This window comes from Cellulomonas sp. GTC20042, assembly GCF_055389595.1.
Map to the genome: position 1 here is coordinate 293,431 of NZ_AP043678.1, position 26,179 is coordinate 319,609.

Annotated in this window: 20 protein-coding genes; 7 read left to right on the forward strand and 13 right to left on the reverse strand. The window is 76.2% G+C overall.

Going from position 1 to position 26,179, the window contains the following annotated elements; all coding sequences use genetic code 11:
* Positions 1–44: 44 nt before the first annotated feature.
* Entirely contained in the window at positions 45–1,457 is a 1,413-nt protein-coding gene (locus tag ACZ5HG_RS01390) for a GntT/GntP/DsdX family permease (RefSeq protein WP_464179934.1), read from the reverse strand.
* On the reverse strand, positions 1,457–1,996 hold the full coding sequence (locus ACZ5HG_RS01395; RefSeq protein WP_464179936.1) for a gluconokinase: 540 nt from the start codon (positions 1,994–1,996) through the stop codon (positions 1,457–1,459). The genes ACZ5HG_RS01390 and ACZ5HG_RS01395 overlap by 1 nt, the downstream gene beginning before the upstream one ends.
* Positions 1,997–2,265: 269 nt before the next feature.
* On the opposite strand from ACZ5HG_RS01395, the gene ACZ5HG_RS01400 reads away from it, so the two are divergent.
* The gene (locus ACZ5HG_RS01400) at positions 2,266–2,970 is read left to right on the forward strand and encodes a FadR/GntR family transcriptional regulator (RefSeq protein ID WP_464179938.1); all 705 of its coding nucleotides are present in this window, start codon (positions 2,266–2,268) and stop codon (positions 2,968–2,970) included.
* Positions 2,971–3,022: 52 nt separating this feature from the next.
* On the opposite strand, the gene ACZ5HG_RS01405 is transcribed toward ACZ5HG_RS01400, so the two are convergent.
* Positions 3,023–4,792, reverse strand: a complete 1,770-nt coding sequence (locus tag ACZ5HG_RS01405) for a pyruvate dehydrogenase (protein ID WP_464179940.1) — start codon at positions 4,790–4,792, stop codon at positions 3,023–3,025.
* Positions 4,793–5,045: 253 nt separating this feature from the next.
* Between ACZ5HG_RS01405 and ACZ5HG_RS01410 the strand changes: the two genes are divergently transcribed.
* Positions 5,046–9,314, forward strand: coding sequence for an SCO7613 C-terminal domain-containing membrane protein (locus ACZ5HG_RS01410; protein ID WP_464179942.1), 4,269 nt, complete (start codon positions 5,046–5,048; stop codon positions 9,312–9,314).
* Positions 9,315–9,372: 58 nt separating this feature from the next.
* Here the strand turns inward: ACZ5HG_RS01410 and ACZ5HG_RS01415 are convergent, their stop codons facing one another.
* Entirely contained in the window at positions 9,373–10,359 is a 987-nt protein-coding gene (locus ACZ5HG_RS01415; protein WP_464179944.1) for a phosphotransferase family protein, read from the reverse strand.
* A gap of 119 nt (positions 10,360–10,478) precedes the next feature.
* Positions 10,479–11,711, reverse strand: a complete 1,233-nt coding sequence (locus ACZ5HG_RS01420; protein ID WP_464179946.1) for an MFS transporter — start codon at positions 11,709–11,711, stop codon at positions 10,479–10,481.
* A 67-nt stretch (positions 11,712–11,778) separates the two neighbouring features.
* On the opposite strand from ACZ5HG_RS01420, the gene ACZ5HG_RS01425 reads away from it, so the two are divergent.
* Complete coding sequence (locus ACZ5HG_RS01425; protein ID WP_464179948.1) at positions 11,779–12,387, forward strand: DUF998 domain-containing protein; 609 nt, start codon at positions 11,779–11,781, stop codon at positions 12,385–12,387.
* Positions 12,388–12,397: 10 nt separating this feature from the next.
* Here the strand turns inward: ACZ5HG_RS01425 and pgm are convergent, their stop codons facing one another.
* Entirely contained in the window at positions 12,398–14,068 is a 1,671-nt protein-coding gene (pgm, locus tag ACZ5HG_RS01430; RefSeq protein ID WP_464179950.1) for a phosphoglucomutase (alpha-D-glucose-1,6-bisphosphate-dependent), read from the reverse strand.
* Positions 14,069–14,154: 86 nt separating this feature from the next.
* On the opposite strand from pgm, the gene ACZ5HG_RS01435 reads away from it, so the two are divergent.
* Positions 14,155–14,982 carry a DUF5926 family protein gene (locus ACZ5HG_RS01435; RefSeq protein ID WP_464179952.1) on the forward strand — a complete coding sequence of 276 codons (828 nt, stop codon included), beginning with the start codon at positions 14,155–14,157 and terminating at the stop codon, positions 14,980–14,982.
* A 369-nt stretch (positions 14,983–15,351) separates the two neighbouring features.
* Positions 15,352–16,116 carry a glycosyltransferase family 2 protein gene (locus tag ACZ5HG_RS01440; RefSeq protein ID WP_464182068.1) on the forward strand — a complete coding sequence of 255 codons (765 nt, stop codon included), beginning with the start codon at positions 15,352–15,354 and terminating at the stop codon, positions 16,114–16,116.
* 28 nt (positions 16,117–16,144) lie between these two features.
* On the opposite strand, the gene ACZ5HG_RS01445 is transcribed toward ACZ5HG_RS01440, so the two are convergent.
* The gene (locus tag ACZ5HG_RS01445) at positions 16,145–18,595 is read right to left on the reverse strand and encodes a hypothetical protein (RefSeq protein WP_464179954.1); all 2,451 of its coding nucleotides are present in this window, start codon (positions 18,593–18,595) and stop codon (positions 16,145–16,147) included.
* A 163-nt stretch (positions 18,596–18,758) separates the two neighbouring features.
* Here ACZ5HG_RS01445 and pheA point away from each other — a divergent pair, with 163 nt between their 5' ends.
* Together pheA and ACZ5HG_RS01455 are read left to right on the forward strand one after the other, a co-directional pair.
* A complete protein-coding gene (pheA, locus tag ACZ5HG_RS01450) occupies positions 18,759–19,712 on the forward strand; it encodes a prephenate dehydratase (RefSeq protein WP_464179957.1) in 954 nt (317 codons plus the stop codon).
* A complete protein-coding gene (locus ACZ5HG_RS01455; RefSeq protein ID WP_464179959.1) occupies positions 19,712–20,695 on the forward strand; it encodes a hypothetical protein in 984 nt (327 codons plus the stop codon). The genes pheA and ACZ5HG_RS01455 overlap by 1 nt, the downstream gene beginning before the upstream one ends.
* 100 nt (positions 20,696–20,795) lie before the next feature.
* Here ACZ5HG_RS01455 and ACZ5HG_RS01460 read toward each other — a convergent pair whose 3' ends face one another.
* From ACZ5HG_RS01460 to ACZ5HG_RS01485, 6 genes are read right to left on the reverse strand one after another with little or no spacing between them, the layout of a single operon-like run.
* A complete protein-coding gene (locus tag ACZ5HG_RS01460; RefSeq protein ID WP_464179961.1) occupies positions 20,796–21,677 on the reverse strand; it encodes a hypothetical protein in 882 nt (293 codons plus the stop codon).
* The gene (locus ACZ5HG_RS01465; protein ID WP_464179963.1) at positions 21,674–22,714 is read right to left on the reverse strand and encodes a VWA domain-containing protein; all 1,041 of its coding nucleotides are present in this window, start codon (positions 22,712–22,714) and stop codon (positions 21,674–21,676) included. The genes ACZ5HG_RS01460 and ACZ5HG_RS01465 overlap by 4 nt, the downstream gene beginning before the upstream one ends.
* Positions 22,711–23,742, reverse strand: a complete 1,032-nt coding sequence (locus ACZ5HG_RS01470) for a vWA domain-containing protein (RefSeq protein WP_464179965.1) — start codon at positions 23,740–23,742, stop codon at positions 22,711–22,713. Before ACZ5HG_RS01470 ends, ACZ5HG_RS01465 begins: the two co-directional genes overlap by 4 nt.
* On the reverse strand, positions 23,736–24,224 hold the full coding sequence (locus ACZ5HG_RS01475) for a hypothetical protein (protein WP_464179967.1): 489 nt from the start codon (positions 24,222–24,224) through the stop codon (positions 23,736–23,738). Before ACZ5HG_RS01475 ends, ACZ5HG_RS01470 begins: the two co-directional genes overlap by 7 nt.
* Positions 24,211–25,116, reverse strand: a complete 906-nt coding sequence (locus ACZ5HG_RS01480) for a DUF58 domain-containing protein (protein ID WP_464179969.1) — start codon at positions 25,114–25,116, stop codon at positions 24,211–24,213. Before ACZ5HG_RS01480 ends, ACZ5HG_RS01475 begins: the two co-directional genes overlap by 14 nt.
* Before the next feature lie 10 nt (positions 25,117–25,126).
* A complete protein-coding gene (locus ACZ5HG_RS01485; RefSeq protein WP_464182069.1) occupies positions 25,127–26,119 on the reverse strand; it encodes an AAA family ATPase in 993 nt (330 codons plus the stop codon).
* Positions 26,120–26,179 lie beyond the last annotated feature (60 nt).

Here is a 26,179-nt window from a genome sequence, read left to right on the forward strand (position 1 = left end):
CGTGCTGAAGGGTGCTTTCGTGCACGCTCGATGAACGCCCCGCGCTAGATGACCAGGCTGAGGAGCATGACCATCGCGAGAGCGGTCACGCTGAGCACGCACTCCATGAGCGACCAGGTCTTGAACGTCTGACCGACGGTCATCTTGAAGTACTCCTTGACCAGCCAGAACCCCGCATCGTTCACATGGCTGAGGAACACCGACCCGGCACCGATCGCGAGCACCATCAGCGCCACGTGCGTCGCGGGCAGGCCCTCGGCGAGCGGGGCGACGATGCCGGCGGCGGTCACGGTCGCCACCGTCGCGGACCCGGTCGCCACCCGGATCAGCACCGCGACCAGCCAGGCGGCGAGCAGCGGGGAGATCGGCGCGTCGGCCAGGCCCTTCGCGATCACGTCGCCGACGCCGGAGTCGACCAGCGTCTCCTTGAAGCCGCCGCCGGCGCCCACGATCAGCAGGATGCTGGCGATCGGCGCGAAGGACGAGTCGACCAGCTTCGAGATCGCACCGCGGTCGCGGCCCTGCGCGGAGCCGAGCAGCACCAGTGAGACCAGGGCGGTGATCAGCAGCGCGACCAGCGGGGTCCCGACGAAGTCGAGCACGCGCCCGGCGCCGATGTCCTGCACCTCGAAGGTCTCGGCGACCGTGCGGGCGAGCATGAGCACCACCGGCAGCAGCACGACGGTGAGCGCGGTGCCGAAGGACGGACGGGAGGCGTTCTCGTCGCGGTCGCCGGCGCCGAGCACCTCGGTCGGCGGGTCCAGCGGCACCCAGCGGGCCATCGGCTTGGCGAGCAGCGGTCCGGAGATCGCCACGGTGGGGATCGCGACCAGCAGGCCGAGCCCGAGCGTGAGACCGAGGTCGGCGCCGAGGGCGTCGATCGCGATCAGCGGTCCGGGGTGCGGCGGCACCAGCCCGTGCAGCGCGGACAGGCCGGCCAGCGCCGGGATCCCGACGACGACCATCGACACCTTGGAGCGGCGCGCCACCAGCATGACCACCGGGATCAGCAGCACGACGCCGACCTCGAAGAACAGCGGGATGCCGATGATGAACGCGGCGAAGGCCATCGCCCACGGCAGGCGGCGCGCGGAGGTCTTGGCGAGCACGGTGTCGACGATCTGGTCGGCCCCGCCGGAGTCGATCAGCATCTTGCCGATGATCGCGCCGAGGGCGATCAGGATGCCGACGCCGGCGACCGTGGAGCCGAGGCCCGCGGAGAACGACGTGAACGCGTCGGTGAACGGCAGCCCGGCCGCGACGGCGAGCACCGCGGCGCCCAGCATCAGCGAGAGGAACGGGTGCAGCTTGACCCACACGATCAGCACCACGATCGCGGCGATGCCGATCACGGCGGCCAGGATGAGCCGGGTGTCGGAGACGTCGGGTGCGGCGGTGTCCTCGGCGGCGGCCGCGAGCAGCCCGGTGGCCAGCGGCCCGGAGGCGAGCGCGCCCATCACGCCGCACCGCCGGTGCGCGCGGTGGCGGCGTCGATCCCGAGCGTGCGCAGCGCGGCGTCGGCGACGGACTGCGGGGACACCGCGACCGGCACGACCACGCCGTCCTCGTCCTCGGTGAGCCGCTCCAGCGTCTCGAACTGCGAGGGGAGCAGCGAGGTCGGCATGAAGTGCCCGCTGCGCCCGGCCATCCGCTCGCCGATCTGCTCGATCGTGCCGTCCAGGTGCACGAACCGCACCCGGCCCTCGGCCTCGCGCAGCACGTCGCGGTAGGCGACCTTGAGCGCGGAGCAGGTGACGATCGTGGAGCGTCCGGCGCGGGACTGCTCGGTCAGCCAGTCGCGCATCGCGCGCAGCCAGGGCCAGCGGTCGTCGTCGGTCAGCGGGGTGCCGGCCGACATCTTGTCGATGTTCGCCTGCGGGTGGAACTCGTCGGCCTCCGCGTACGGCCAGCCCAGCCGTTCCGCGAGGATCTGCGCGACGGTGGTCTTGCCGGATCCGGAGACCCCCATCACCACCAGGTGCTGCACGTCGGACATCAGTGCTCTCCTCGACGTCGTCGTCCGGGCGGAACCGTCCGGGGCGCTCCGGACCGCCCCGGTGCGCGCCTCCACTGTGGCACAAAGGTGCGACCTTTGAAAGCGAAAGGTCATACCTCTCGATCGAGGGTGCTGCGGGCTGCGGTGCCCACCCCCTGCTGTGCGACCCTGGCACGGCTGACCCCGCCGTGCGCGTCGGGTCGGTGGCGCGGGAAGTGCCGCGGCGGGGTGCTCGACGGCCCCCGTCCAGGTCAGGAGGGGTGGGAGCGGTGAGCGGGACCCAGGGCGGCGAGGTGCTGCACGCGGGCGTGCTCGACGTGCTCGGTGCCGAGATCACCAGCGGCGAGATCCCCGAGGGATCGGTGCTGACCCTCGACCGCATCCAGCAGCGCTTCGCGGTGTCCCGCACGGTCGCCCGCGAGACCATGCGCGTGCTGGAGCACCTGTGCCTGGTGACCTCGCGCCGCCGGGTCGGGATCGTGGTGCGTCCGGCGTCCGACTGGCTGGTGTTCGACGCCCGGGTGATCCGCTGGCGGCTGGCCGGGCCCGGGCGGATCGCCCAGCTGCGCTCGCTGACCGAGCTGCGCGCCGCCGTCGAGCCCGTCGCCGCTGCGGCCGCCGCCCGGCACGCCGACGGCGCCGAGGTGGACCGCCTGGTCGCACTGGGGGCGCGGATGCGGGAGCTCGGCGAGGCCGGCCGGCTGGACGAGTTCGGAGCCTGCGACATCGAGTTCCACGCGCTGCTGCTGCGGGCCGGGCGCAACGAGATGTTCGCCGCGCTCACCGACGTGGTGGCCGAGGTGCTGGCCGGGCGCACCCGGCACGGGCTGATGCCGCAACGCCCCCGACCCGAGGCGCTGGACGCGCACGACGCGGTGGTGGCCGCGGTGCGCGCCCGCGACCCCGAGGGCGCCGAGCGGGCGATGACCGTGATCACCGCCGAGATCCGCGCGGCGCTGGGCGAGCTCGGCTGACGTCCGGCTGCGCCCCGGCGCGAGGCAGGCGCGCCGGGGCCGGGCATGCACCTCAGGGACGCGGCACGTTGCGCAGGTTGGACCGCGCCATCGCCATGACCTCGCCCATGCCGCCGCCGAGGATCTCCTTGCTCATCGCCGCGGTGAAGCCGGTGACCTGCTTGCGGGTGATCTTCGGGGGCAGCGACAGCGCGCGCGGGTCGGTGACCAGGTCGACCAGCGCCGGCCCGTCGTGCGAGAACGCCTCGCGCAGGGCGGTGCGGATCTGCGTCGGGTCGGTCACCCGCACCGACGGGATGCCCATGGCCGAGGCCACCGCCGCGTAGTCGATCGCGGGGGAGTCGGTGCCGAAGGACGGCAGCCCGTCCACCAGCATCTCCGCGCGCACCATGCCGAGGGTGGCGTTGTCGAAGAGCACGATCTTCACCGGCAGCTGGTACTGCACCAGCGTGACCAGCTCGCCGAGCAGCATCGACAGCCCGCCGTCCCCGGCGATGGCCACCACGTGCCGCTGCGGGGCGCCGTCGTCGCGGGCCGCGAACGCCGCCCCGATCGCGTGCGGCAGCGCGTTCGCCATCGATCCGTGCAGGAACGAGCCGATCACCCGGCGCTTCCCGTTGGGCGTCAGGTAGCGCGCCGCCCACACGTTGCCCATGCCGGTGTCCACCGTGAACACGGCGTCCTCGGCGGCCTCCTCGTCCAGCACGACGGCCGCGTACTCCGGATGGATCGGGGTGTGGTGCTCGACGTCCTTGGTGTAGGCGCCGATCACGCCGGTCATCGCCTTGTGGTGCTTCTTGAGGGCAGACTCGAGGAACTTGCGGGACTTCTTGCGGCCGACCAGCGGCAGCAGCGCGCGCACCGTCTCGCCGACGTCGCCGACCACCGCCAGGTCCATCCGCGTGCGCCGGCCCAGCCGGGTCGGGTCGATCTCGACCTGCGCGGTGCGCACCCCGGCGGGCAGGAACTGGTCGTAGGGGAAGTCCGTGCCGAGCAGCAGGAGCAGGTCGGCGTCGTCCATCGCGGACTGGAACGCCCCGTAGCCGAGCAGGCCGGTCATGCCGACGTCGAAGGGGTTGTCGTACTGGATGTGCTCCTTGCCGCGCAGGGTGTGCCCGATCGGGGCGCCGATCTGCTCGGCCAGCGCGATCACGTCGTCGTGCGCGCCGCGCACACCCGCGCCCGCCAGGATCGTCACCGTGCCGGCCGCATCGATCGCCTCGGCCAGCGCCCGCACGTCGGCATCCGCCGGGACCACCCGCGGGGCGTTCGCCCGTGCCAGCGTGTCCGGCCCCGCCTCGACGGCCTCCAGGTCGGCGACGTCGCCCGGGATCGTCAGCACCGCGACGCCGGGGGCGCCGTAGGCGTGGTGGATCGCGCTGCGCACCACCCGGGCGGCCTGCGCGGGCGTCGAGATCATCTCCGAGTACACCGAGCACTCCACGAACAGCCGGTCCGGGTGCGTCTCCTGGAAGTACTGCGTGCCGATCTGCGCGCTCGGGATGTGCGAGGCGATGGCCAGCACCGGCACCCGGTTGCGGTTCGCGTCGTACAGCCCGTTGATCAGGTGCAGGTTGCCCGGCCCGCAGGAGCCTGCGCAGACCGCGAGCCGACCGGTCACCTCGGCCTCCGCCGCGGCCGCGAACGCCGCCGCCTCCTCGTGCCGGACGTGCACCCACTGGATGTCGACGCCGTCCTTCTGCGCCCGGCGGACCGCGTCCACCACCGGGTTCAGGCTGTCGCCGACGATGCCGAAGATGTGCCGGGCCCCCGCTGCCACCACCTGCGCGACGAGCTGGTCGGCCACCGTGCTGCGTGCCACGGGTCGCTCCTGTCGTAGTCGTTGTCGTTGCCCGCCATATTCATCCCATGACTGGCGATCCGCCAGCCCGGGACGGTGTCTCCTCGATCACGCCCACCGGGGATCGTGCGTCGGCGGGCGGGGTGTCCGACGGCCCGCGCGCCCCCGCGCACCGCGTCCGGCCAGGTGAGGACACCCGTCTCACCCTGTGAAAGTCTGGGCAGGAACTGTGGATGGCGCACCTCGGAGGGCTCCGGCCTGCCACGCTCTGCGCGTGGACGACATCTGGGTGGACGGGCTGCGCCGACGGCTCCTCGACTACACGCGCTGCCCCTCCTGCGGCACCGCGCTCACCGGCACCACCTGCACCACCTGCGGCGTCGTGCTGGACGGCGAGGCGGGACGTGCCGTCGCCGACGCGTCCCGCAGCGCCGCCGACATGCTCGCCGAGCGGCAGCGGCTGGTCGACGCGCTGCGCGCCACCGTCGCGCCGGGGTGGCGACCTGCCCCCGCCGCCGGGCCCGCCGGCGTGGTGCCGCCGCGCGCGTGGGTGCCGGAGGGCCCGGGGGAGCCTGCCGGCGGGCCGGTGAGTGGCCCGGCGGTGGGGATGCCCGCGGGTGCCGGGCAGCCGCCGGTGCGTCCCGGCATCCGCCCGCAGGGCCCTGGCATCCCGCCGATGCGCCCCGTGCTCGGACCGCCCACCAGCACCCCGCCGTGGGCCTCGCCCGCCCGTCCGGCCGCCGCCCCGCGCCGCGAGCTCGACGTGGCCGCCCTGCTCGCGCTGGCCGGCGCCGGCCTGGTCGCCGCCGCCGCGATGGTGTTCGCGTTCTTCGTCGTCGCTGACGCCCCCGTCGCCCGGGTCGCGGTGCTGCTGGTCGCCACCGGGGCGGGCGTGGTGGGGACCGTGGTGCTGCGCCGCCGGGGGATCGGCTCCTCCGCGGAGGCGGTCGCCGGGCTGTCCGCCGCCCTGGTGATGGTGGACGCCTGGGTGGTCGCGCTGCTCGCGCACGGACCTGTGCGGTGGTGGCTGGCCGCCGTCGCGCTGCTGGCCGCCGGGCTCGGCACCGCCGCCGCCGGACGCGCCACCGGTCTGCGCTCCTGGACCGCCGCCGTGCTGGTGCTGCCGCTGGTGCCGCTGTGCATCGCGGCGGCGGTCGGCACGCCCCTCGCGTGGATGTTCGGCCTGCTCGCGGGGTCGCTGGTCACGCTGGCCCGCGGCCCGCACCGGCGCGCCGTCAACGAGCGGCTCGGGGTCGACCCCACGGTCGAGCGCGGGCTGCTCGTGGTGGCCGGTGCCCTGCTGATCGCCGCTGCCCTGCCTGCCGGGGTCGCCAGCACCGTCGTGGACGGGGGAGTGGTCGGCTGGCCCGGCGGCCGGGTCGCGCTGACCCTGCTGCTGATGGCCGCCACCGCGCTCGCGCACGGCCGGCTGGACCGCGCGGTCGCCTGGTACGCGTGGACCGGTCTGCTCGCCGTCGGCGCCGCCGCCGCGACCATGCTGTTCCTCTCCACCTCGATCGCCCTCGGCCTGGTCGTGCTCGCGGCCGCGGTCGCCTGGGGCCTGCTGGTGCTGGCCGCCCGCGCCACGCTGCCGGACGTGCCCGCCAGGGGCGTGCGCCCGCCGACGACCGTCACCGACCCGCGCGCGCACGCCCTGCTCGCCGGCGGCTGGGCCGCGCTGCTGCTGGTGGCGGTGCCCGGGCTGCTCTGGGCGGCGAGCACGGTGCTCGGGCTGCTCGCCCCGATCGCCCCCGCACCCGGCCGGGGGCCGTGGGACACGCTGGTGCCCGGCGCCTTCGCGCAGAGCACCGGGGACCCGACCGGTCTCGCCGGTGCGGTGATCGCGGTCGCCGTGGTCGCCGCCGCCCTGCTGGCCGCCGCGCGGCTGCCGCTCACCGTGCGCCGCACCCTCACCGCCCTGCCCGGCCTGGCCGGTCCCGCCGCCGGCACCGTCGCCGTGCCCACGTGGGTGCAGCCCTCCGCGATCGTCCGCCTGGGCCGCGCCGTCGGGCCCGCCGCCGCCGTGCTGCTCGCCGCGACCGCCGTCGCCACCCTGCGCACCTGGGCGATCCCGCTGCTCGTCGCCGAGGCCCTGCTCGCCGCCGCCCTCGTCGAGACCGCCCGCCGCCTCCGCCCCCTGCTCGCCCCCAACCCGCTCCCCACCCCCGCCCCGCACCCCACCCCCTCCGCGAGTTCGGTGGTTCCGGCCGAGTTCGGTGGTTCCGCGGCTGCGTTTTCGCACGAACCACCGAACTCACCGCCCGCCGCCGCACCGGCGTGGAGCGCGCCGCCCGCCCTCACGCCCCGCCGGACGTGGGCCGCGACCACGCTGGTCGCCGCCGCCGTGCAGATCGCGCTGCTCGCCACGCTGACCTGGGTCGCCGCCCCGGTGCTGCCGTTCGGCACGGTCGTGGTGGTGGCGCTGCTGCTGCGCGCCCGGACGCTCGCCGTCCCGGACCTGCGACCCGCCGTCGTCGGCCTCGCCGCCGCGTACCCCGCGATCGTGCTGCTCACCCTGCTGCTCGACGGAGGCTGGTCGGGGATCGCTGCGCTCGGCCTGGTGTCCGTGCTGCTGACCCTGCTGGCGGCTGCGGTGACCGTGCTGCGGCGGGTCGACCAGGGCTCGTGGGTGGCGCTGCTCGGCGTCGCCGCGGTGCCCGCCGCGCTCGGGATCGGGGCGACCGCGCTGGACCGCACGCTCTGGTCGGCCGCCGTCGCCGTGGCCCTGCTGGTCCTCGAGGGTGTGGTGCTCGCGGTCCGGGCCCGGCCGGTGCCGGACGCCCTGCGGGTGTGGGCGGCCGCCCTGGTGGTACCCACGCTGTCGGTGGTGGTGATCGACGCCGGTGCGGTGTGGGTGCCCGGCTCCGCCGCCCCCGTGCTGCTGCCCGTGGTCGCCGTGCTGGTGGCCGCCGTCGCGGTCGCGGCCCCGACGGTCGCCGCCCGGCTGCGCGCGCGCACCGGCACCCTGCCCGCCGAGCCCTGCCGTCGGGCGCTGGAGTGGACCGCCGCCGCGACGGCGGGGATCGCGCTGGTGCTCGCCGTGGCCCGGCCCAGCACCGGCGCCGCCACCGTGCTCGTGCTGTGCGCGATCCTCGGGGCCGGTGCCACCGCCGTCGCCCAGCGGCCGGACCGCCGCCCGGTGTGGTGGGCCGCCGCGCTGCTCTGGCTCGGTGTGGTCTGGTCCGCGCTGGCGTGGTCCGGCGTGGGGCTGGTCGAGGCCTACACCGTGCCGCCCGCCCTGGTCGCCCTGGGCGTCGCCGCCGTCGCCACCTGGCGTGGCCGCCCGCGCACCGGCCTGGCCGTGGCCGGCACCGCCCTGCTGGTCGCACCGAGCCTGGTGCTCGCCGGGACCGGCCGGGCCACCGGCACCCGCGCGATCACGCTGCTCGCGGTCGGCGCGGTGCTGCTGGCGGTGGCGGTGCTCGCCGACCGTCCGCGCAGCCGCCACCGGCTCGGGGCGCTGGCCGACCCGCTGGCCCTCGGCGCGCTGGTCGCCGGCCTGGGCGGCACCGTCCGTGCCGTGCACCTCGCTGCGACCACCCCGATCGGGACCGAGCACGACAACGCGGCCCTGTTCCTCGCCGCTCTCGCCTGGTCCGCGCTCGGCGCCGCGCTGCTGGCGGGGGCGGGTCGGCTGCTCGCCGACCGCCGGGCCGCCACCGTCCGGCGCTGGGCGTTCGTGCCCGCGCTGGTGGCGGGGTCGATCGGCGGTCTGGTCGCCGTCCGGCAGACCTGGACCGTGGTGTGGGTGGCCTGGGCGGTCGAGATCGCGCTGCTGGCGCTCGCGGTGCTGTCGGTCCGCCTGGCCGCCGGCGCCCCCGTGCGGGCACCGCGCCCGTGGTCCCCCGCGTCCATGGGCGCGGCACCCGCGCCGGCACCCGCGCAGACCGGGGCGGCGCCCGCGTCGACCGGCCTCGCGCCCGCGCAGCCCGCGACCACCCCGGCGCCCACCGCCGCGGCCGGCATCGGCGCCACCTTCCCCGTCCTCCCCGACGGCTGGCTGCTCTGGCTCGCCGCGCTGGCGTGGGCGATCGGCGGGTGGAGCCTGCGCGAGCTGCGCGTCGAGGTGTTCGCCCTGCCGCTCGGCCTCGGGCTGTTCGCGCTCGGCCTGGTCGCGCTGCGATCCGTCGACCGGGACGCCCCGGCACCGTCGGGGCCGCGCGTCTGGCCGGTGGGCTGGCCGGGATCGGTGGTCACGCTGACCCCGGGCGTGCTGGCGACCCTCGGCCCCTCGATGCTGGCGATCTGGACCGACCCGCTCACCTGGCGCGCGATCGTCGTGGTGGCGCTCGCGCTCGGATTCATGCTGCTCGGTGCTCGGCAGATGCTCCGCGCCCCGCTGGTGGTGGGGGCCGGTGCGCTCCCGGTCGCGGTGATCAGCGTGTTCGCCGGGCAGCTCGGGCGGGCGGTGTCCGCCGGGCCGTGGCTGCTGACGCTGCTGGCCGCCGGTGGGCTGCTGCTGGTGCTCGGCATCTACTCCGAGCGACGCCGGACCGTGCTGGCCGAGGCGGGGGAGGCCGCACCCGAACGCGTGCTCCGCTGACCGGTCCCGTGCGCGCTCGCGCCGCCCCGCCCCGCGCCCAGACCGCACCGCGCCGCCCTCAGGCCAGGTCGGCCAGCGCCAGCGCGAGCAGCGCGTCGGCACGGGCCGCCGCCTGCCGATCACCCGGGGCGGCGCGCAGGGCCGACTCCACCCGGAGCATCAGCCGCAGCGCCATCCGGCACAGCGCCAGGCGCGCCACACCGGCGGGGCTCTCCGCGTCGAGGTGACCGCCAGCGACCGCGTACCCGGCCAGCAGCGCCACGGACGCCGGACCGGTGGCCGCGGGCTCGGCGGCGGCCACGTCCCACAGCGGGTCCGCGAAGAGCGCCCGCCCCGGGTCGGTGACCCCGGTCAGGTCACCGGTGCCCGGGTCGATCCGGAGCACGCCGGGCCGGAGGTCGCCGTGCACGAGCACCGGTCGGTCCACCGCGGCCAGCGCGTCCTGGTGCCGGTCCAGCGCTGCCCACACCTCGGCCTCGGGCAGCTCGACGCCCCACCGCCGGCCGTCGGCGAGGGTCGTGGCCACCGATCGCCCGAGCGCCTCCGCCCACGTGTCGCCGCGCACGACGGTGTCCTCGCCGGGCAGGCCGAACCGGTCACCGGTGATCGTGTGCAGGTCGGCCATCAGCACGCCGAGCCGGTGCTCGCGCTCGACGGTGGTCCGTCGGGCGAGCGCGCGGTGCTCCAGCACGGGCGAGCCGGGGACCACGGTGGTCACCAGCACGTCGAACGGCACGACGCTCCGGCTGAGGTCGGCGTGCCGGACCCGGGGCAGCAGCAGCCCGGGCCGTCGTTCCGCGGTCCGGCAGACCATCGCCTCGGTGCGCAGCAGCTCGTGCTCCTGGGTCACCAGCCGGTCCACCGCGTGCGGGCCGGTCTTGACGACCACGGCGGTGCCGTCCGGCAGGTCCGCGCGGTAGGCGGTGCACGGGGTGCCGGTGGTCACCGGGGTCAGCGCGAGCGGGCGGCCGAGGTCGCCGAGCGCGACGCCGACGGCCTCGGCGGTGTCGGGGTCGAGCAGATCGGCGCGCAGGTCGACGGGCATGTCGCGACCCTAGGAGCCCACGACGGTCTCCCCGTGCCGATCACGAGGTTTTCGCAGCGCCCCGGCTCGCAGCGCCCCGGCTCTCAGCCCCCAGCCCGCAGCGCCGCAGGCCGCCCCGGTCAGGCGGGCTCGGCGACCTGCTCGACCTCGGTCGCCGGTGCCGTCCCCCGCCGCAGCACTCGCAGCGACGCCAGCGTCGCGACCACGGCGAGCGCCGCCGACGCGACCACCACCAGGTACCCGCCGTGCGAGCCGTGCGTGTCGATCACCCGCCCTGCCAGCGAGGAGCCCGCGGACACGCCGACGCCGAGCGAGGTGCCCACCCAGGTCAGCCCCTCGGTGAGCCGGGAGGCCGGCACGAAGTGCTGCACCAGCGCGTTGCCGTTCACCAGCGTCGGCGCGATGGCGAAGCCGGCGACGAACATCACCACGGCCAGCGTGGGGATCGAGCGCACCAGCACGAAGAGCGAGGCCCCGATCGCCAGCGCGACCATGCCGATCGCGAACCGGCGCCACAGCGGCGTGACCCAGTGGCGCGCGCCGTACAGCAGCCCGGACACCAGCGACCCGGCGGCGAACACCGCGAGGATCACCCCGGCGAGGTCTTTGCGGCCGTGCTCGTCGGCGAAGGCCACGGTCGCCACGTCGGTCGCGCCGAAGATCGAGCCCATCGACACGAACACCACCGCGAGCACGATCATCCCGCCGGAGCGCATCACGGAGCGCCGGTGCTCGACCGAGGTCGCGGTGCGGGGCGTGGGCGGCGGCTCGGTGCCGCGCTGCGCCAGGAACCAGTACCCGCCGATCAGCATGCCGGCCACCGGCACCAGCAGCCCCGCCGCGGGGGCCACGCCGGTCGCCAGGGTGGTGGCGAGCACCGGGCCGATCACGAAGACGACCTCGTCCAGCGCCGACTCCAGCGAGTACGCGGTGTGCAGCTCGCGGGCGTCGCCGACCGTCCGCGACCAGCGCGCACGCACCAGCGCCCCGAAGGAGCCGACGCCCGCGCCGACCAGCACCGCGCACAGGTAGAGCGTCCACACCGGCGCGTCGAGCACCGCGCAGAGCACCAGCGCCACCAGCGCGGTCGCGGACACCCCGATCGCCGGGCGCATCACCCGGGCCTGCCCGTGCTGGTCGACCAGCCGTGCGAGCTGCGGCGAGCAGATCGCCTGGGCCAGCACGTAGACCGCCGACACCCCGCCGGCCAGTCCGTAGGAGCCGTGCAGGGCCTCGATCATCAGGACGATCCCGATGCCCACCATCGACATCGGCAGGCGCGCCACGACCCCCGCGGAGGAGAAGGCGAGAGCGCCCGGTCGGGACAGGACACGACGATAGGGACCGAACACGTCCTCAGTCTCGCAGAGCCCGCCGACACGGCCTGCCCGCGTCCGCGCGACGGGTTACGGTGCGCCGGTGCACCCCTCCCGCCCCGGCCCGGTCCCCGGGTGGACCCTGCTCACGGCGATCCTCGCCCCGATCGGGATGATCGGCGGGTGGACGCTCGCCGCCGCGGTCCAGCCCGAGGGCTTCGACGCGGTGCGCCGCACGATCAGCGACCTGGCGACCGGCGCCGTGGAGCACTCGTGGATCATGACCACCGGCCTGCTGCTCACCGGGGTCGCCCACGTCGGCACCGCGCTCGGGCTGCGGGCGGCCGCCCCCGCCGGCCGGTGGCTGCTCGCGCTCGGCGGGATCGGCGCGGCCGCGGTGGCCCTGCTGCCGGTCGACCTGCGGACCGTCCCGCACGCCCTCGCCGCCGGCACCGCGTTCGTCGCGCTGTCGATCTGGCCCGCGCTCGCGGCCCCGCGCACCGGGGACGCACCGCCGCCGGTGCTCCGCCGACGCGTCGGCGTGGTGGCGACCACGGTGCTGCTCGGCCTGGTCGCCTGGTTCGTCGCCGAGCTGGTCCTGCCGGGCGCCGGCGGGCTGACCGGTGTCGCGGAGCGCGCGGCCGCGGGCGCCCAGTGCCTCTGGCCGCTCGTGGTCGTGCTCGCGCTCGCGCTCCGTCGGGCCCGCGACTAGCCCCCGGGCCTCAGCCCAGGGCGTCCGAGACGACCTCCTTGGCGGCCTCCTGCACCAGCGTGAGGTGCTCGGGGGACACGAATGACTCGGCGTAGATCTTGTAGACGTTCTCGGTGCCGGACGGCCGCGCGGCGAACCACGCGTTCGGGGTGGTCACCTTGAGGCCACCGATCGACGCGCCGTTGCCGGGGGCCGCGGTGAGCTTCGCGGTGATCTCCTCGCCGGCCAGGGACGTCGCCGTGACCTGCTCCGGCGACAGCTTCGCGAGCGTGGCCTTCTGCTCCAGGGTGGCCGGCGCGTCCACGCGGGCGTACCAGGACTCGCCGTGCTCGGCGACCAGCTCGGCGTGGTGCTGCGAGGGGGTGCGGCCGGTGGTGGCGGTGATCTCGGAGGCCAGCAGCGCGAGCAGCAGACCGTCCTTGTCCGTGGTCCACACCGTGCCGTCGGTGCGCAGGAACGACGCCCCGGCGGACTCCTCGCCGCCGAAGCCGACCGATCCGTCCAGCAGCCCGGGCACGAACCACTTGAAGCCGACCGGCACCTCCAGCAGCGTGCGGCCGAGGCCCGCGGCCACCCGGTCGATCAGCGAGGACGACACCAGCGTCTTGCCGATCGCGGCACCGGCCGGCCAGCCCGGGCGCGCCCCGGAGTAGAGGTAGCGGATCGCCACCGCGAGGAAGTGGTTCGGGTTCATCAGCCCGGCGTCCGGGGTGACGATGCCGTGCCGGTCGGAGTCCGCGTCGTTGCCGGTGGCGATGTCGTACGGGGCGTCGCCCTGCATCGTGCGCACCAGCGAGGCCATCGCCGAGGGCGAGGAGCAGTCCATCCGGATCTTCGCGTCCCAGTCCAGCGTCATGAACGCCCACTGCGGGTCGACCGTCGGGTTCACCACCGTGAGGTCCAGGCCGTACCGCTCGCCGATCGCCCCCCAGTACTCGACGGAGGCGCCGCCCAGCGGGTCCGCACCGATCCGCACGCCCGCCGAGCGGATCGCGTCCAGGTCGAGCACGTTCGCCAGGTCGTCCACGTAGGCGCCGAGGTAGTCGTGCTTGCGGGTGGTGTCGGCCGCCAGCGCGGCGTCCAGCGAGACCCGGGCGACCCGGTCCACGCCGGAGGCCAGCAGCGCGTTGGCGCGGTCGGCGATCCACGACGTCGCCTCGGAGCCCGCGGGGCCGCCGTGCGGCGGGTTGTACTTGAAGCCGCCGTCGCGCGGCGGGTTGTGCGAGGGGGTGACCACGATGCCGTCGGCCAGGCCGGGGCCGCTGGCGCGCACGCCCTCGGCGGTGGCGGCGCCGTTGTGCAGCAGGATCGCGTGCGAGACGGCGGGGGTCGGCGTCCAGGAGTCGCGGGCGTCCACCCGCACCTCGACCCCGGCGGCGGCCAGCACCTCCAGCGCGGTCTGCCACGCCGGCAGGGACAGCCCGTGGGTGTCGCGCCCGATGAACAGCGGGCCGTCGGTGCCCTGGCTGCGGCGGTACTCGACGATCGCGGCGGTGATCGCCACGATGTGCGCCTCGTTGAACGCGCCGTCGAGGCTCGACCCGCGGTGACCGCTGGTGCCGAAGACCACCCGCTGCGCGGGGTCCTCCAGATCGGGGCGGCGGTCGACGTAGGCGGCGAGCATCGCGTCCACGTCCACGAGGTCGGACGGCTGGGCAGGGGTTCCGGCGCGCGGGTCCATGTGCCCGATCCTGCCACCCGACGGCGGATCACGGTGGGCGGCAGGTCCCGGGTCGTCGCCCGCGCCGCTCCCGGTAGCCTGGGCGCATGGCTTCCGCATCCTCCGTCGAGTTCGTGCTGCGCCCCTTCGAGGGCCTCCCCGGTGAGCCCGACTGGGTCGCCCTGCGCGAGCTGGTCCCCGCCGCGACCGCGACCGCGCGCACCACCGCCGAGCACGGCGCCCGCGACATCACCGTGACCACCGTCCTGCCCTCCGGCTGGGCCGCCCTGCACCGCGCCGACGGCACCGTGCTCCTGGCGCTCCAGACCGTCGGCGGCTCCGGCGACGCCAGCCGCGACCTCGCCGCCGCGCTGCTGGAGGCGCTGGACGTGGAGCCCGGCACCGCGATCGAGTCCTTCGGCCTGCCCGAGCCCGGCCCGCGCCTGCAGGACGTGCTCGACCTGACCGTGCCCTTCGAGGTGACGATCCAGGACTCCTTCGCGTACTGGATCGACCCGAGCACCGAGATGACCCCCGACCTGCAGGCCGCCGTCGAGGAGGCCGACGCCGGGGTGGTCGACACCCGCAAGATCGCCGGCGTCGAGGGCGCCTACTGGTGCCGCATGGGTGCCCGCGAGTACCTGCGCTGGGCGCAGCCGCACGACGAGCAGCAGGTGATCGACGGTCTGGCCCGCCTGCACGGCCGCCGCGAGTCCGGCTTCGACGGGTCCAAGTTCATCGGCTACTTCCGCTCCAACGGCCTGGTCGTGCCGGTGTGGGAGCTCGCCCGCGGGTCCGAGGCCGAGGACGTCGTCGCGCCGCTGGCCGCCTTCGTGCCCGGCTTCGAGGCCGCGCTGGCCGACACCGGGCCGCTGGACGCCGACGCCCGCCGCGCCCGCGCCGGCATCGTCGCCCGGCAGGTCACCCTGCGCTGAGCAGCCGCGTCGCCGAGCCGCCCGCGTCCCGCCCCCACCGGTGGGCCGCGGGCGGTCGTGCGTCCGGCTCCGGGTCACCCGTCCGTGTGCGGGAGCGGCGACGATCGCGCCGATCGCGTGACCGCCCGGTGGAGGGCCTGCGTGTCACCACGGGTGGAGGCGGCGGCGCCCCTGCGGGCTCGTTAGGCTCTCCCTGTGACCAGCGTGACGGGCGAGCAGACCGGGCCGGACGAGCAGGACGGACCCGGTCCCGACGGGGCCGAGGAGCCCACGCCCGTCGCCGACCCCGCCGTGACCGGCACGGACGCCGACGCCACCCCCGCGGGCGACCCGCGCGGCCACCGTCGCCGCCCGCAGCCCGCCGCGCCGATCGAGACCGCGACCACCACCACGCGCACCGGCCGGTCCCGCCAGCGGGTCGCCGTCGTGATCCCGGCGAAGGACGAGTCCCGCCGGATCGCCGCCACCGTGCGCTCCGCACGGGCCATCCCGAACGTCGACCTGGTGCTCGTCGTGGACGACGGCTCCGAGGACAACACCCAGCACGTCGCGCGGGAGGCGGGCGCCGTCGTCGTGCGGCACTCGCACAACCGGGGCAAGGCCGCCGCGATGGAGACCGGTGCCGCCGTCGTCGCCATGCGCGACGCCCCGGACCGCCCGCCGCGCCTGCTGCTCTTCATCGACGGCGACCTGGGCGACACCGCGGTCAACACCGCGCCGCTGGTGCCGCCGGTGCTCGAGGGCACCGCGGACGTGTCGATCGCGCTGCTGCCGCCGCAGCCCGGGGCCGGCGGTCGCGGGATCGTCGTGGGCGCCGCGCGCCGGGCGATCATGTCGATGACCGGCTGGACGCCCACGCAGCCGCTGTCCGGCATGCGCTGCCTGACCCGCGAGGCCTTCGAGGCGGCGACGCCGCTGGCCCGGGGCTGGGGCGTGGAGACCGGCATGACGATCGACCTGCTGCGCAAGGGCTTCGTCGCCGTCGAGGTGCCGTGCGACCTCAAGCACCGGCCGTCCGGCAGCGACCTGCGCGGGCAGATGCACCGCGCCGCGCAGTACCGCGACGTGCAGCTCGCCGTGGCGGCGCGCCGCCTGCGGACCTTCGCGGCCCCGCGCCGCACGTCCAAGGTCTGACCGCCCGCGCGAGCGCGCGGCCCGGGGGTCAGGACGGGTCGGGCGCGGGAGCCGGCTCGGGGACGGGCGGGCGTCGGCGCAGCGCGGCGGGCTGCAGCAGCAGCATCCACGTCGCGCAGGCGGCGATCAGCAGCGGCACCGCCAGACCCACCCCGGTCGCCGGGATCACGATGCCGGAGTCGTTCATCGCGAAGCCGACCGCGAGGGTGACGCCCAGGGCGATGAGCCCCGGCATGAGCATCGGCGCGTCGGTGCCGAGCCGGCGCAGCGGCGCACCGGCGGACAGCCAGGCGTAGGGGCCGCCGTCGGGGGCGCCGACCGCCGAGCGCGCCGGGCGGCCCAGCAGCACGACGACCAGCAGCAGACCGCCGATCGCCAGCAGGGTCTGCTCGCTGCCGATCAAGTTGTTGAGGTTGGCCTGCGCCTTGCGCAGCACCACGGTCACCAGCCCGCCGTCGAGCACGGTCTCGATGAACCGGCCCAGGTGCGAGCGCTCGTCGGCCGGCCGCAGCCAGTCGAGCACGGCGATCCCGATCACGGTGACGGCACCGGCCAGCAGCACGCCGACCACCCGCCGCCAGTTCAGCCGGATCCCGGCGGCGAGCAGCGCCATCACCGCGAACCCGGGCACCAGCGCCGGCGGCCCGCCGAAGTCGGCGCCGATCGAGGGCGCCCCGTCGATCACCGTCGCGAGCACGCCCATCACCGCGATCACGGTCACCGCGAGCCCGCGCCGGCCCCGCTCGAGCAGCGGGTTGGTGATCGCCACCGTCGCCAGGATCATCGCGGTCGCGAACATCGCGAAGCCGGGGTTGCCGAAGCCGTAGAACCGCCCCGCGACCAGCGCGCCGGGGCCCATCATCGAGTCCAGCGCCAGGCGCGCGCCGGTGGCGACGTCCACGGCCAGCACCACCGCGGTCACCGCGGCGACCACGCCGATCGGCCCGAGGAAGGACGAGCGCCAGCGGGGCAGCAGCACGAGGCCCGTGATCGCCGCGGCGATCAGCACCACCACGGTCGACAGCGCCCACCCGGTGTGCGAGTAGCGCCACCACGGCACCAGGTTGGCCAGGAACGTCGACACCGGCACGGCGGCGGCCATCACGGCCACCACCCGCAACGCGTGCAGCACCCGGCGCGGGTTGTGCCCGGTGCGGTGCCGGGTCGGCCAGAACCGGTCGAGCAGGGTCGTCCACCAGGCGTGCACCCGGTTGTTCAGCCCGATCGTGACGACGGCGTAGAGCACCAGGTTCAGCGCCACCCACACCACGTAGAACGGTCCGACCAGCGGCTTGGCGGCCTGCGCGTGCCGGTTGTCGTCGATCAGACCGCTGATCCGGGCGCCCGCGCCGGCGTCGCTCTCGCGCAGGGACAGCGCCGAGCCGACCAGCGCCCCCTTCGGCGCCTGGTCCCGGATGCCGAGGGCGCTGAGCACCGTCGGCGCGAGGTCGGTGGTCTGGAGGTAGCCGGGCTGCCGGGTGGACGGGCTGCCGATCAGGCCGTCGCCGTACCGGCCGGAGCCGTCCACGGTCGGGCCGGTCGCCGCGGCGAGCTGGAGCTGGGCGCGGCGGCTGGAGTCCGCCACCGACACCACCAGCACCGTGGCGTCCACGTCGGAGTCGTCCAGGCCGTCCAGCACCGCCGCCAGCCGGGCGTCGATCGCCTGCACCTGCTCGGCGCGGGTCGGCTCGGTGACGACGTCGGAGCCCGAGACGTCCGGCACCGGCTCCTCGATGCCCTCCTGCGCGGTCTCGTCGGCGTCGCTCTCCGCGCGGCCACGGGTCTGGTAGCCGGGGTCGCGCACGGTGCCCGCGTCGATCACCACCAGCGACGAGGTCTCCAGCGCGGTCTCCACCGCCCGTTCCAGCGCGCGCTCGTCGCCGGGCAGCCGCACGTGGGTGCCGACCGGCGTCCCCTCCGAGTCGGCGAGAGCGATGGCCGCGCCCGGGCCGATCGAGGTCGCGGTGACCCCGGCGGCGGCGACCGTCTCGCCCAGCAGCCCGATCCGCGAGTCGTAGCCCGAGGCCTCGGTGGCGCTCAGGTAGTCGTCCCAGCCGGGGACCGTGCCGTCCATCAGGGGGTCCCGCAGCGTGCGGCAGGTGCCGTCCGGCACGGCGGTGTCGGCGGAGCGTCCCCCGGAGGACACCGCCAGCCAGCCGGCGCTCGGGCAGGTGTACGAGATCGTGGACCGGACCACGTTCGACCCGACGGAGGCCTCGCGGGACAGCGCCCACAGCGCGGGGGTGGTCAGCGAGCCCAGGTCGTCCCACCGCAGGCCCGAGACGCCCACCAGCACCACCGGGGCGCCGGAGCCCTCCTCGGCCGACGTGGCCGCGGTGGCGGGCAGCGCGACGGCACCGAGCATCAGGGTCAGCAGGGCGACGGCGACGGCGCGCACGCCGACCCGGCCGGCTCGACGAGAGGGGCGGACCGGGCGGGCGGTCGGCCCGGGGACGGGCGCGGTCGTGGACGTCGGCACCGGTCCAGGGTACGGGCGCACTACTGTCGGGACGGTCGCGCAGGGTGTCCGTGCCGGACGTCCGTGCAGCGTCGCCACAACCCGCGCACGCGGTCGCCACGTCCGCCTCGTCCGCCCGGACGGGTGGGGCCGGTGCCGCGCGCCGACCCGCGCAGGAGGCCCGATGCCCACCCCCGACCGTCCCCGGTACGCCTACCTCGGTCCCGCGGGCACGTTCACGGAGGCCGCCCTGCGGCAGGTCGCCGACCCGGAGACCTCGCAGTTCCTGCCGCAGCCGGACGTCGTCTCCGCGATCGAGGCGGTGCGGTCGGGCGAGGCCGATCACGCGGTCGTGGCGATCGAGAGCACCGTCGAGGGCGGGGTGACCGCCACCCTGGACGCGCTGGCCGTCGGCAGCCCGCTCGTGCTCCAGCGCGAGGTGCTCGTGCCGGTCGGCTTCACGCTGGCCGCGGCGCCGGGCACCACCCTGGCCGACGTCCGGCGGATCTCCGCGCACCCGCACGCCTGGGTGCAGTGCCGCCGCTGGCTGGCCGAGCACCTGCCCGGCGTGGTGCACGTGCCGGCGACCTCGAACACCGCCCCCGCCGCGCTGCTGGCCGAGGGCGGCACCGCGCCGCTGCCCTTCGACGCCGCCCTGGTCCCGCCGCCCGCGGTCGAGCACTACGGCCTCGTCGCGCTCGCCGACGGCGTGGCGGACAACCCGCACGCGCTGACCCGGTTCGTCGTCGTCGGGCGCCCGGGGCCGATCCCCGAGCCCACCGGCGCCGACAAGACCACCCTCGTCGTCCACCTGCCCAGCAACGAGGCGGGTGCCCTGCTGACGATGCTGGAGCAGCTCGCCGCCCGCGGGGTCAACCTGTCCCGGATCGAATCCCGCCCGATCGGCGACTCCCTGGGTCGATACTCCTTCTCGATGGACGCCGAGGGGCACATCGCCGAGGAGCGGATGGGGGAGGCGCTGATGGGCCTGCACCGGGTGTGCCCGCACGTGCGGTTCCTCGGCTCCTACCCGCGGGCCGACGGACGGCCCGCCGAGGTGCACGTCGGCACCGCCGACCCCGACTTCCGCGCGGCCCGGGGCTGGCTGGGCGCGCTGCGGGACGGCTCGGCCACCTGATGGCCGTCCGCCGCGTGCTGGCCGTCGTGCTGCTCGCGGCGGCGGTGCTGCTCGCCCCGGTCGCGGCGGCGAGCGCCTGGCTGCGCGCCGAGGTGCTGGACACCGACGCCTACGTGGCGACCACCTCGGCCGTGCTCGCCGACCCCGAGGTGCGCGACGCCGTCGGGGACGCGGTGGGGGACCTCGCCGCGCAGCGCGTGCTCGACCGGCTCGACGGCTCCGGTCTGACCGGTCTGGCGCGCGGACCGGTGGAACGCCTGGTGCGCGGCTACGCCCGCGACGCCACCGCCACCGTGCTCGGCTCCGACGCCGTCGCGGCCGGCTGGGCCACCGCGCAGCGCACCGTGCACGCCGAGCTGATGGCGCTCGCGCACGAGGACGGCGACCGGCTGCGCCTCGACCGCGACTCCGCCGAGCTGCTGCTGCCCGTCGGACCCGTGCTGAGCGCGGTGCAGGCCCGGCTCGCCCTGGACGGCCTGCCCGACCTCGGCGCCGCCACCGACACCGAGGTGGTGCTGCTGCGCGGGGACGCCGTGGTGCAGGCGGTCGACGCCGTCCGGCTGCTCGACGCCCTCGGCCGGTGGCTCCCGGTCGGCACCGTGCTCGCCGGTCTGCTCGGGGTGCTGCTGGTGCCCGGCGGCGGGATCGGCGGCGCGGGGCGCCGCGGGGCGGCCGGTGCGCTGCTCGGCGGTCGGCTGCGGGCGCTCGGCTGGGCCGGTGCGGCGCTCGCGGCCTGGTCGGCGGTGGTGGGGATCGTCGCGCGCGCGCTCGCCGGGCGGGCACCGGACCTGGTCGCCGACGCCGGTGCGGCCGACGGGTGGGGCGACCTCGGGTCGGCGGTGGTCGGTGCGCTGCTGGACGCCTGGGGCGGCGGCCTGAGCGGGCTGCTGGTGGGCACGGCCCTCGGCGGGCTGGCGCTGGTCGGCCTCGCGTGGGCGGGGCGTGCCGTGGTCGGCCTCCCGCTCCGCCGCGCCCCGCGCTGACCCGCGCGCGCCGGCCCCGCGCCGAGACTGCACGGATGCAGCCTTCAGCGCGCGTGAAGCCTGCGTTCGTGCAACCTCGGCGCACGGACCGGGCCGCGGGTCACCAGGGCTGGGACGTGCCGCCCTCGCCGCCCTCGCCGGGGTCGGTGCCGCCGCCGGAGCCCTGGTCCTCCTCGCCGGCCCGCTGGTTGCGGTCCTGGAGCTCCTGCTGCCGCTGCTGCTCGGCCTGCTCCTCGGGGGTCTGCCCGCCGCCGCCGGAGCCGCCCTGGTCCTGCGGGTCGCCCGAGCCGTCGCCCTGCCCGCCGCCGTCCTGCGGCGACCCGTCCTGCTGCATCTGGTCGGACAGGTCCTCCGACTGCTGCTGCTGGTCGCGCAGCCCGTCGGCCTGGTCCTGGGCGTCCTGCTGCTCGTCCTGGTCGCGCTGGTCCTCGCAGGAGGGGTCCTCGACGGCGGCGGCGGCCTCGCCGTACCGGCTGGCGGCGCGCTCGGCGAGGTCGGTCCCGGCGTCGATCACCTCGGCGAGCGTGAGGTCGCCCCACGGCGCGGGGTCGGGCGGCACGATCGTGCCCGCGAGCACCTGCGGCAGCAGGATCGTCCACTCGGCGTGCTCCAGCGCCTGCGCGTGCAGGTCGTCGGCGATCAGGGTGAGCGCGGTCGCGCGGTTGGTCTGCACGTCGCAGCGGGCGTCGTCGGGGGCCGACCGCAGCGCGCGGTCGAGCTGGAACAGCGCCAGCGTGGCCGGTCCGCCGTCGCGCAGCATCGCGGTCCCCTGGCCGAACGGCGCCTTCCAGTCCTCGACCGGCACCCAGGACAGGCTCTCGAAGGTCGCGGCGGCGTCGGCGGCCCGGTCCTCGCGGTAGGCGCGGACGGCCCCGTCGGCGCGGACCCAGGTGCTGATCGCGATCGTGCCGAGCACCAGCAGCGGCACCCAGAGCAGCGCGGTCCAGCCCAGCAGCGCGGCGCGGCGCGGTCGGCGGCTCATCGGTCGGCTCCGGTGGTCTCGGCGGGGCGGGGGGACGGGGCGGGGCGGGTGGTGCGGGGCGTGCGGGGCCGGTGCACCGGGGCCCAGCCGCCGATCAGCAGCCAGACCTCGACGCCGAGCAGGGCGACCAGCACCGCGGCGGCCGGCCAGACGGCGGGGCTCCACACCTGCACCACCCGGCCCTCGGCGCGCACCTCGGTCTGCGCGTCCACGTCGCCGACCAGCGCGGCGAGCGCGGCGTCGTCCGGGCCGTCCCGGTGCAGGTACTCGACACCGAGCTGCTCGGCCATCGTGCGCAGCGCGTCCTCGTCGAGGTGCGAGACGCCGGGCTGCCCGTCGCTGCCGAGGATGTAGCCGCTGCCGTCGCTGGACTGCATCCGGCCGCCCTCGGCGGTCCCGTAGCCGAGCACGCCGCCGCCGTCGACCAGCGGGGCGAGGTCGGCGAAGGACGCCACCTCGCCGTCGGCGGTGGTGGTCTCGCCGTCGGACAGCACGAACACCAGCCGCACGTGGCCGGGCTGCTGCTCCTGGGCGGACACCAGCGCGTCCTGCAGGGCGTCGAGCGGGCGGTCGAGCCGTGATCCCTGGGACGAGGGGGTGGACTCCTGCTGGAGGGTCTGCGCCCAGGCGTCGACCGCCCGGCCGTCGGCGGACAGCGGCAGCTGGCGCAGCGTCTCGCTGTCCCAGGCCAGGATCGAGTAGCGCGCCCCGGGCACGGCGGCGACCAGCGCCGGCAGGTCCGCGCGCACCCCGTCGAGCCGCGGCAGGCCGTCGGCGTAGTCCTCCGCGGCCATCGACCCGGTGCGGTCGACCACCAGGAACACGTCCACGCCCACGCCGACCTGCTGCTCGGTGGGCCGGGCCACCGAGGGCCCGAGGCCGATCACGACCAGCGCGAGCACCCCTGCCGTGCGCAGCCCCCAGCGCAGCGCGCCGGACCGGCCGCGCACGGCGCGCACGAGCTGCCACCCGCAGAGCGCGAGCAGCGGCGCCAGCAGCAGCACCAGCACCCAGACGGGCAGCAGCGGGCGGATCATGCGCGCACCCGCCAGGCCAGCACCAGGAACGCCCCGGTGGCGAGCACCAGCAGCACGTACCAGCCGGTCGGCCGGTCGGTGACCCGGATCTCCGGGTCGGCCTCCAGCACGGCGGTCTGCTGGTCCATCACGTCTCCCAGGATGTCCTCGATCGCCGCGGCGTCGTCGGCGAACCAGGTACGACCGCCGGCACCCTGCACCGCCTGGTCGAACTCGAGGTTGAGCGCGGAGCCGCGCAGGTAGGACGGGCCGCCGAACAGCCCGAACAGGGTGATGTCCCGGTCGGCCACCAGGTCGGCTGCCTGGTCGAGGCTGTAGACCGGGTCGCCCAGCAGCTCGTTGTCGGTCACCAGCACGATCGACCGTGAGCGCTCGGTGCCGGACTCGTCGAACAGCAGCGCGCAGGACGCCAGCCCGTCGCCGATCAGGGAGGCCTGGTCCTCGCCCATGCCGGTGGTGCCGGCGGCGAAGTCGAGGTAGCGGTCGAGGGCCGCGTCGGAGAACCACGGGTCGCTGACGCCCTCCAGCGCGGTCGCGCCGGTCTCGATCTCGGTGCGCACCACGCCGTAGTCGTCGGTCAGCGGGATCACCGTGCGGGTGGTCGAGTTGAACACCGCCAGCGCCACCCGCTCGCCCTGGAACGAGTCGATCAGCCCCTGGAAGGAGCGCAGCACCGCCGCGTCGTACGGCACCATCGAGCCGGACACGTCCAGGCAGATCACGATGTCGCGGGTGCCCAGCCGCTCGGACAGCGTCTGCTCCTGCGCCGGGCGCGCGACCAGCACGCCGGCGGCGAGCAGCGCCACCGCCAGGCAGCCCACGGCCGCACCCCGCAGCACCGCGTACCGGCGCAGGGCCGTGCGCACCGCGGGCACCGCGTCCAGGTCGGCGGTCGCGGCCAGCCAGCGGGTGTCCTCCGGGACGGCGTGCGGACGTCGGCGCTGCCGCACGGCGAGCAGCACCACCACCGCGAGCGCGACGGCCACCACGGCCAGCGCCCACGGCCACACCAGCACCGCCCTCACCACCGGGTCACCACCTCCCGCGCGCCGCGCAGCGCGGAGCTCACCGACTCGGGGGCGGCACCGGGTGCGGAGAACGTCGGCGCGAGCAGGTCGAGCAGCAGCTCGGCGGTGCCCCCGGTCCACCCGGCGGCGTGCAGCTCGGCGGCGGTCAGCGACCGCGCGGGCAGGCCGGTGCGCGTCTGGGCGAACTCGCGCAGCACGGCGGCCACCGCGAGGTCGGCGTCCCGGTCGTCCAGGGCGCCGGCGGCGTGCTCGCGCTCGATCCGCTCCAGGTCGGCCAGCCGGTCCGCACGGGCGCCGGCGAACGGGTCGGCGGCGGTGGCACCACCGGTGACCCGACGCGGGCGCTCCGGATCACCGGGGCGTCGCCGGGTGAGCAGCCAGGCCACCACCACCCACGCCACCGCGAGCACCACGGCCAGGATGCCGAGCACCAGCCACACCGTGCCGTAGCGGGACGGCTCCACCAGGTCATCGAGCGGCACGGCGCCTCCGGTCCAGGGCCGGGGCGAGCGCGGTCAGCGCCTCCGCCGTGCTCGGGACGGTCGCGTGCGGGATGCCGAGCCGGCGCAGCATGGCCCCGCGCACCGCATCCTGCTGCGCCCGGTGCGCGGCCACCGCGGCGGCCAGGTCGCCTCGGCCGCGCAGCACCGGCGGCACCGCCCAGCCGTCCATCACGTCCCGGGCGCCGCCCCGCGCCCGTCCGTCGGCGGCCAGCGGGTCGGCGTCGGCCACCGACAGCACCAGCACGCTGTGCCGCGCCACCAGCCGGGCCAGCACGTCCACCCGCGCGGGCACCAGCGAGCCGGCGTCGGAGATCACCACCACCAGGCTCGGCGTCAGCGCGGTCACCTGCACCCGGGCCAGCACCCGCGCGAGGTCCGGCGCGGGGCCCTCGACCTCGAGGGTGCGCTCCAGCCGGCGCAGCAGCAGCTCCAGGTGCATCCGCCCCGAGCGTGCCGGCAGGCGGACCAGCCGCTCCGCGTCCCCGGCGACCAGGCCGACCCGGTCGCCGCGGTCCCCGGCGAGCACGCCGACCGCCTCGGCCACGTGCAGCGCCACGTCCCGCTTCGACTCGCCGCCGGCGGCCGACGCGGCCATCGTGCGGCCGGTGTCCACCGCGAGCACCAGCGTCGTCGCGCTGTCCCGCTGGTAGCGCTTGATCACCGGCACGCCGCCGGCCCGGGCGCTCGACTTCCAGTCGATGTCCCCGACGTCGTCCCCGGGCGTGTACAGCGCCAGGTCGTCGAAGTCCTGGCCGTGGCCCTGGAGCACCGAGCGGTGCCGGCCGTCGCGCAGGCCGACGGCGCGCCGCACCAGCGGCAGCTCCAGCCGTGCCCGCACCCGGTCGATCCGGGAGGCGCCCTCCTGCGTCATCGGCCCGCTGTCAGGGCGCCGGGACCGCGGCGAACACCGCGTCGACGATGCTCTCGGCGGTGATGCCGTCCACCAGCGCGTCCAGGGTGCGCACCAGGCGGTGCCGGAGCACCGGGTGCCGCAGCGCCTTGACGTCCTCCGGGATCACGTACGCCCGCCCGGCCAGCACCGCGAGCGCCTGCGCGACCTGCATCAGCGCGATCGATCCGCGCGGGCTCGCGCCGACCCGCACGTGCTGCCGGATGCCGGCGATCGGGTTCGGGCCGCCGCCGCGGGTGGTCGCGACGATCGCCACGATGTACCGGCGGATCGCGTCGTCCACGTACACCCGCCGGGTCAGGCCCTGGAGGAACCGCACGTCGTCCAGCGTCACCGGCTGCCCGGTGATCGGCGCCGTCTGCGCCCCGCTCGCCACCCGTGCCAGCACCTCGAGCTCCTCGTCCGGGGCCGGGTAGGTCACCACCTCCTTGAGCAGGAAGCGGTCCATCTGGGCCTCGGGCAGCACGTAGGTGCCCTCCTCCTCGATGGGGTTCTGCGTGGCGAGCACCATGAACGGGCTGGGCAGCGGGTGCACCTCGCCGCCGATCGACGTCTGCCGCTCCTGCATCGCCTCGAGCATCGCGGACTGCGTCTTGGCGCTGGACCGGTTGATCTCGTCCAGCAGCACCACGTTGGCGTGCACCGGCCCGAGCTGGGTGGTGAAGGTGCCGGTGGCGTAGTTGAGGATCTGCGTGCCGACGATGTCGTTCGGCATCAGGTCGGGGGTGCACTGGATCCGGTGGAACGAGCCGGAGACCGCGGAGGCCAACGTCTGCGCCGCCGTCGTCTTCGCCAGGCCCGGCACGCTCTCCAGCAGCACGTGGCCGCCGGCGAGCAGCGCGCTCAGCAGGGCGGTGCGCAGGTTGCGCTGCCCGACGACCCGCTGGTCGAAGACGGTCCCGATCTGCGCGACCAGCACCGCCGCGTGCCGGAGCTCGCGCTCGCTGATCTGGGTCGTGTCCACGGCCGTCACGCCGTCCCCCTTCGTCGGTGCCCGGCGGACGCGCCGTGCCGGGTCAGTATG

Coding starts and splice junctions, on each gene's coding strand:
- ACZ5HG_RS01415 (WP_464179944.1), bottom strand. CDS start 10,359: ATGCCCGTCGACCTGCGCGCCGATCTGCTCGACCCCGACACCGCCGAG.
- pgm (WP_464179950.1), bottom strand. CDS start 14,068: ATGGACCCGCGCGCCGGAACCCCTGCCCAGCCGTCCGACCTCGTGGAC.
- ACZ5HG_RS01435 (WP_464179952.1), top strand. CDS start 14,155: ATGGCTTCCGCATCCTCCGTCGAGTTCGTGCTGCGCCCCTTCGAGGGC.
- ACZ5HG_RS01395 (WP_464179936.1), bottom strand. CDS start 1,996: ATGTCCGACGTGCAGCACCTGGTGGTGATGGGGGTCTCCGGATCCGGC.
- ACZ5HG_RS01460 (WP_464179961.1), bottom strand. CDS start 21,677: ATGAGCCGCCGACCGCGCCGCGCCGCGCTGCTGGGCTGGACCGCGCTG.
- ACZ5HG_RS01455 (WP_464179959.1), top strand. CDS start 19,712: ATGGCCGTCCGCCGCGTGCTGGCCGTCGTGCTGCTCGCGGCGGCGGTG.
- ACZ5HG_RS01480 (WP_464179969.1), bottom strand. CDS start 25,116: ATGACGCAGGAGGGCGCCTCCCGGATCGACCGGGTGCGGGCACGGCTG.
- pheA (WP_464179957.1), top strand. CDS start 18,759: ATGCCCACCCCCGACCGTCCCCGGTACGCCTACCTCGGTCCCGCGGGC.
- ACZ5HG_RS01465 (WP_464179963.1), bottom strand. CDS start 22,714: ATGATCCGCCCGCTGCTGCCCGTCTGGGTGCTGGTGCTGCTGCTGGCG.
- ACZ5HG_RS01390 (WP_464179934.1), bottom strand. CDS start 1,457: ATGGGCGCGCTCGCCTCCGGGCCGCTGGCCACCGGGCTGCTCGCGGCC.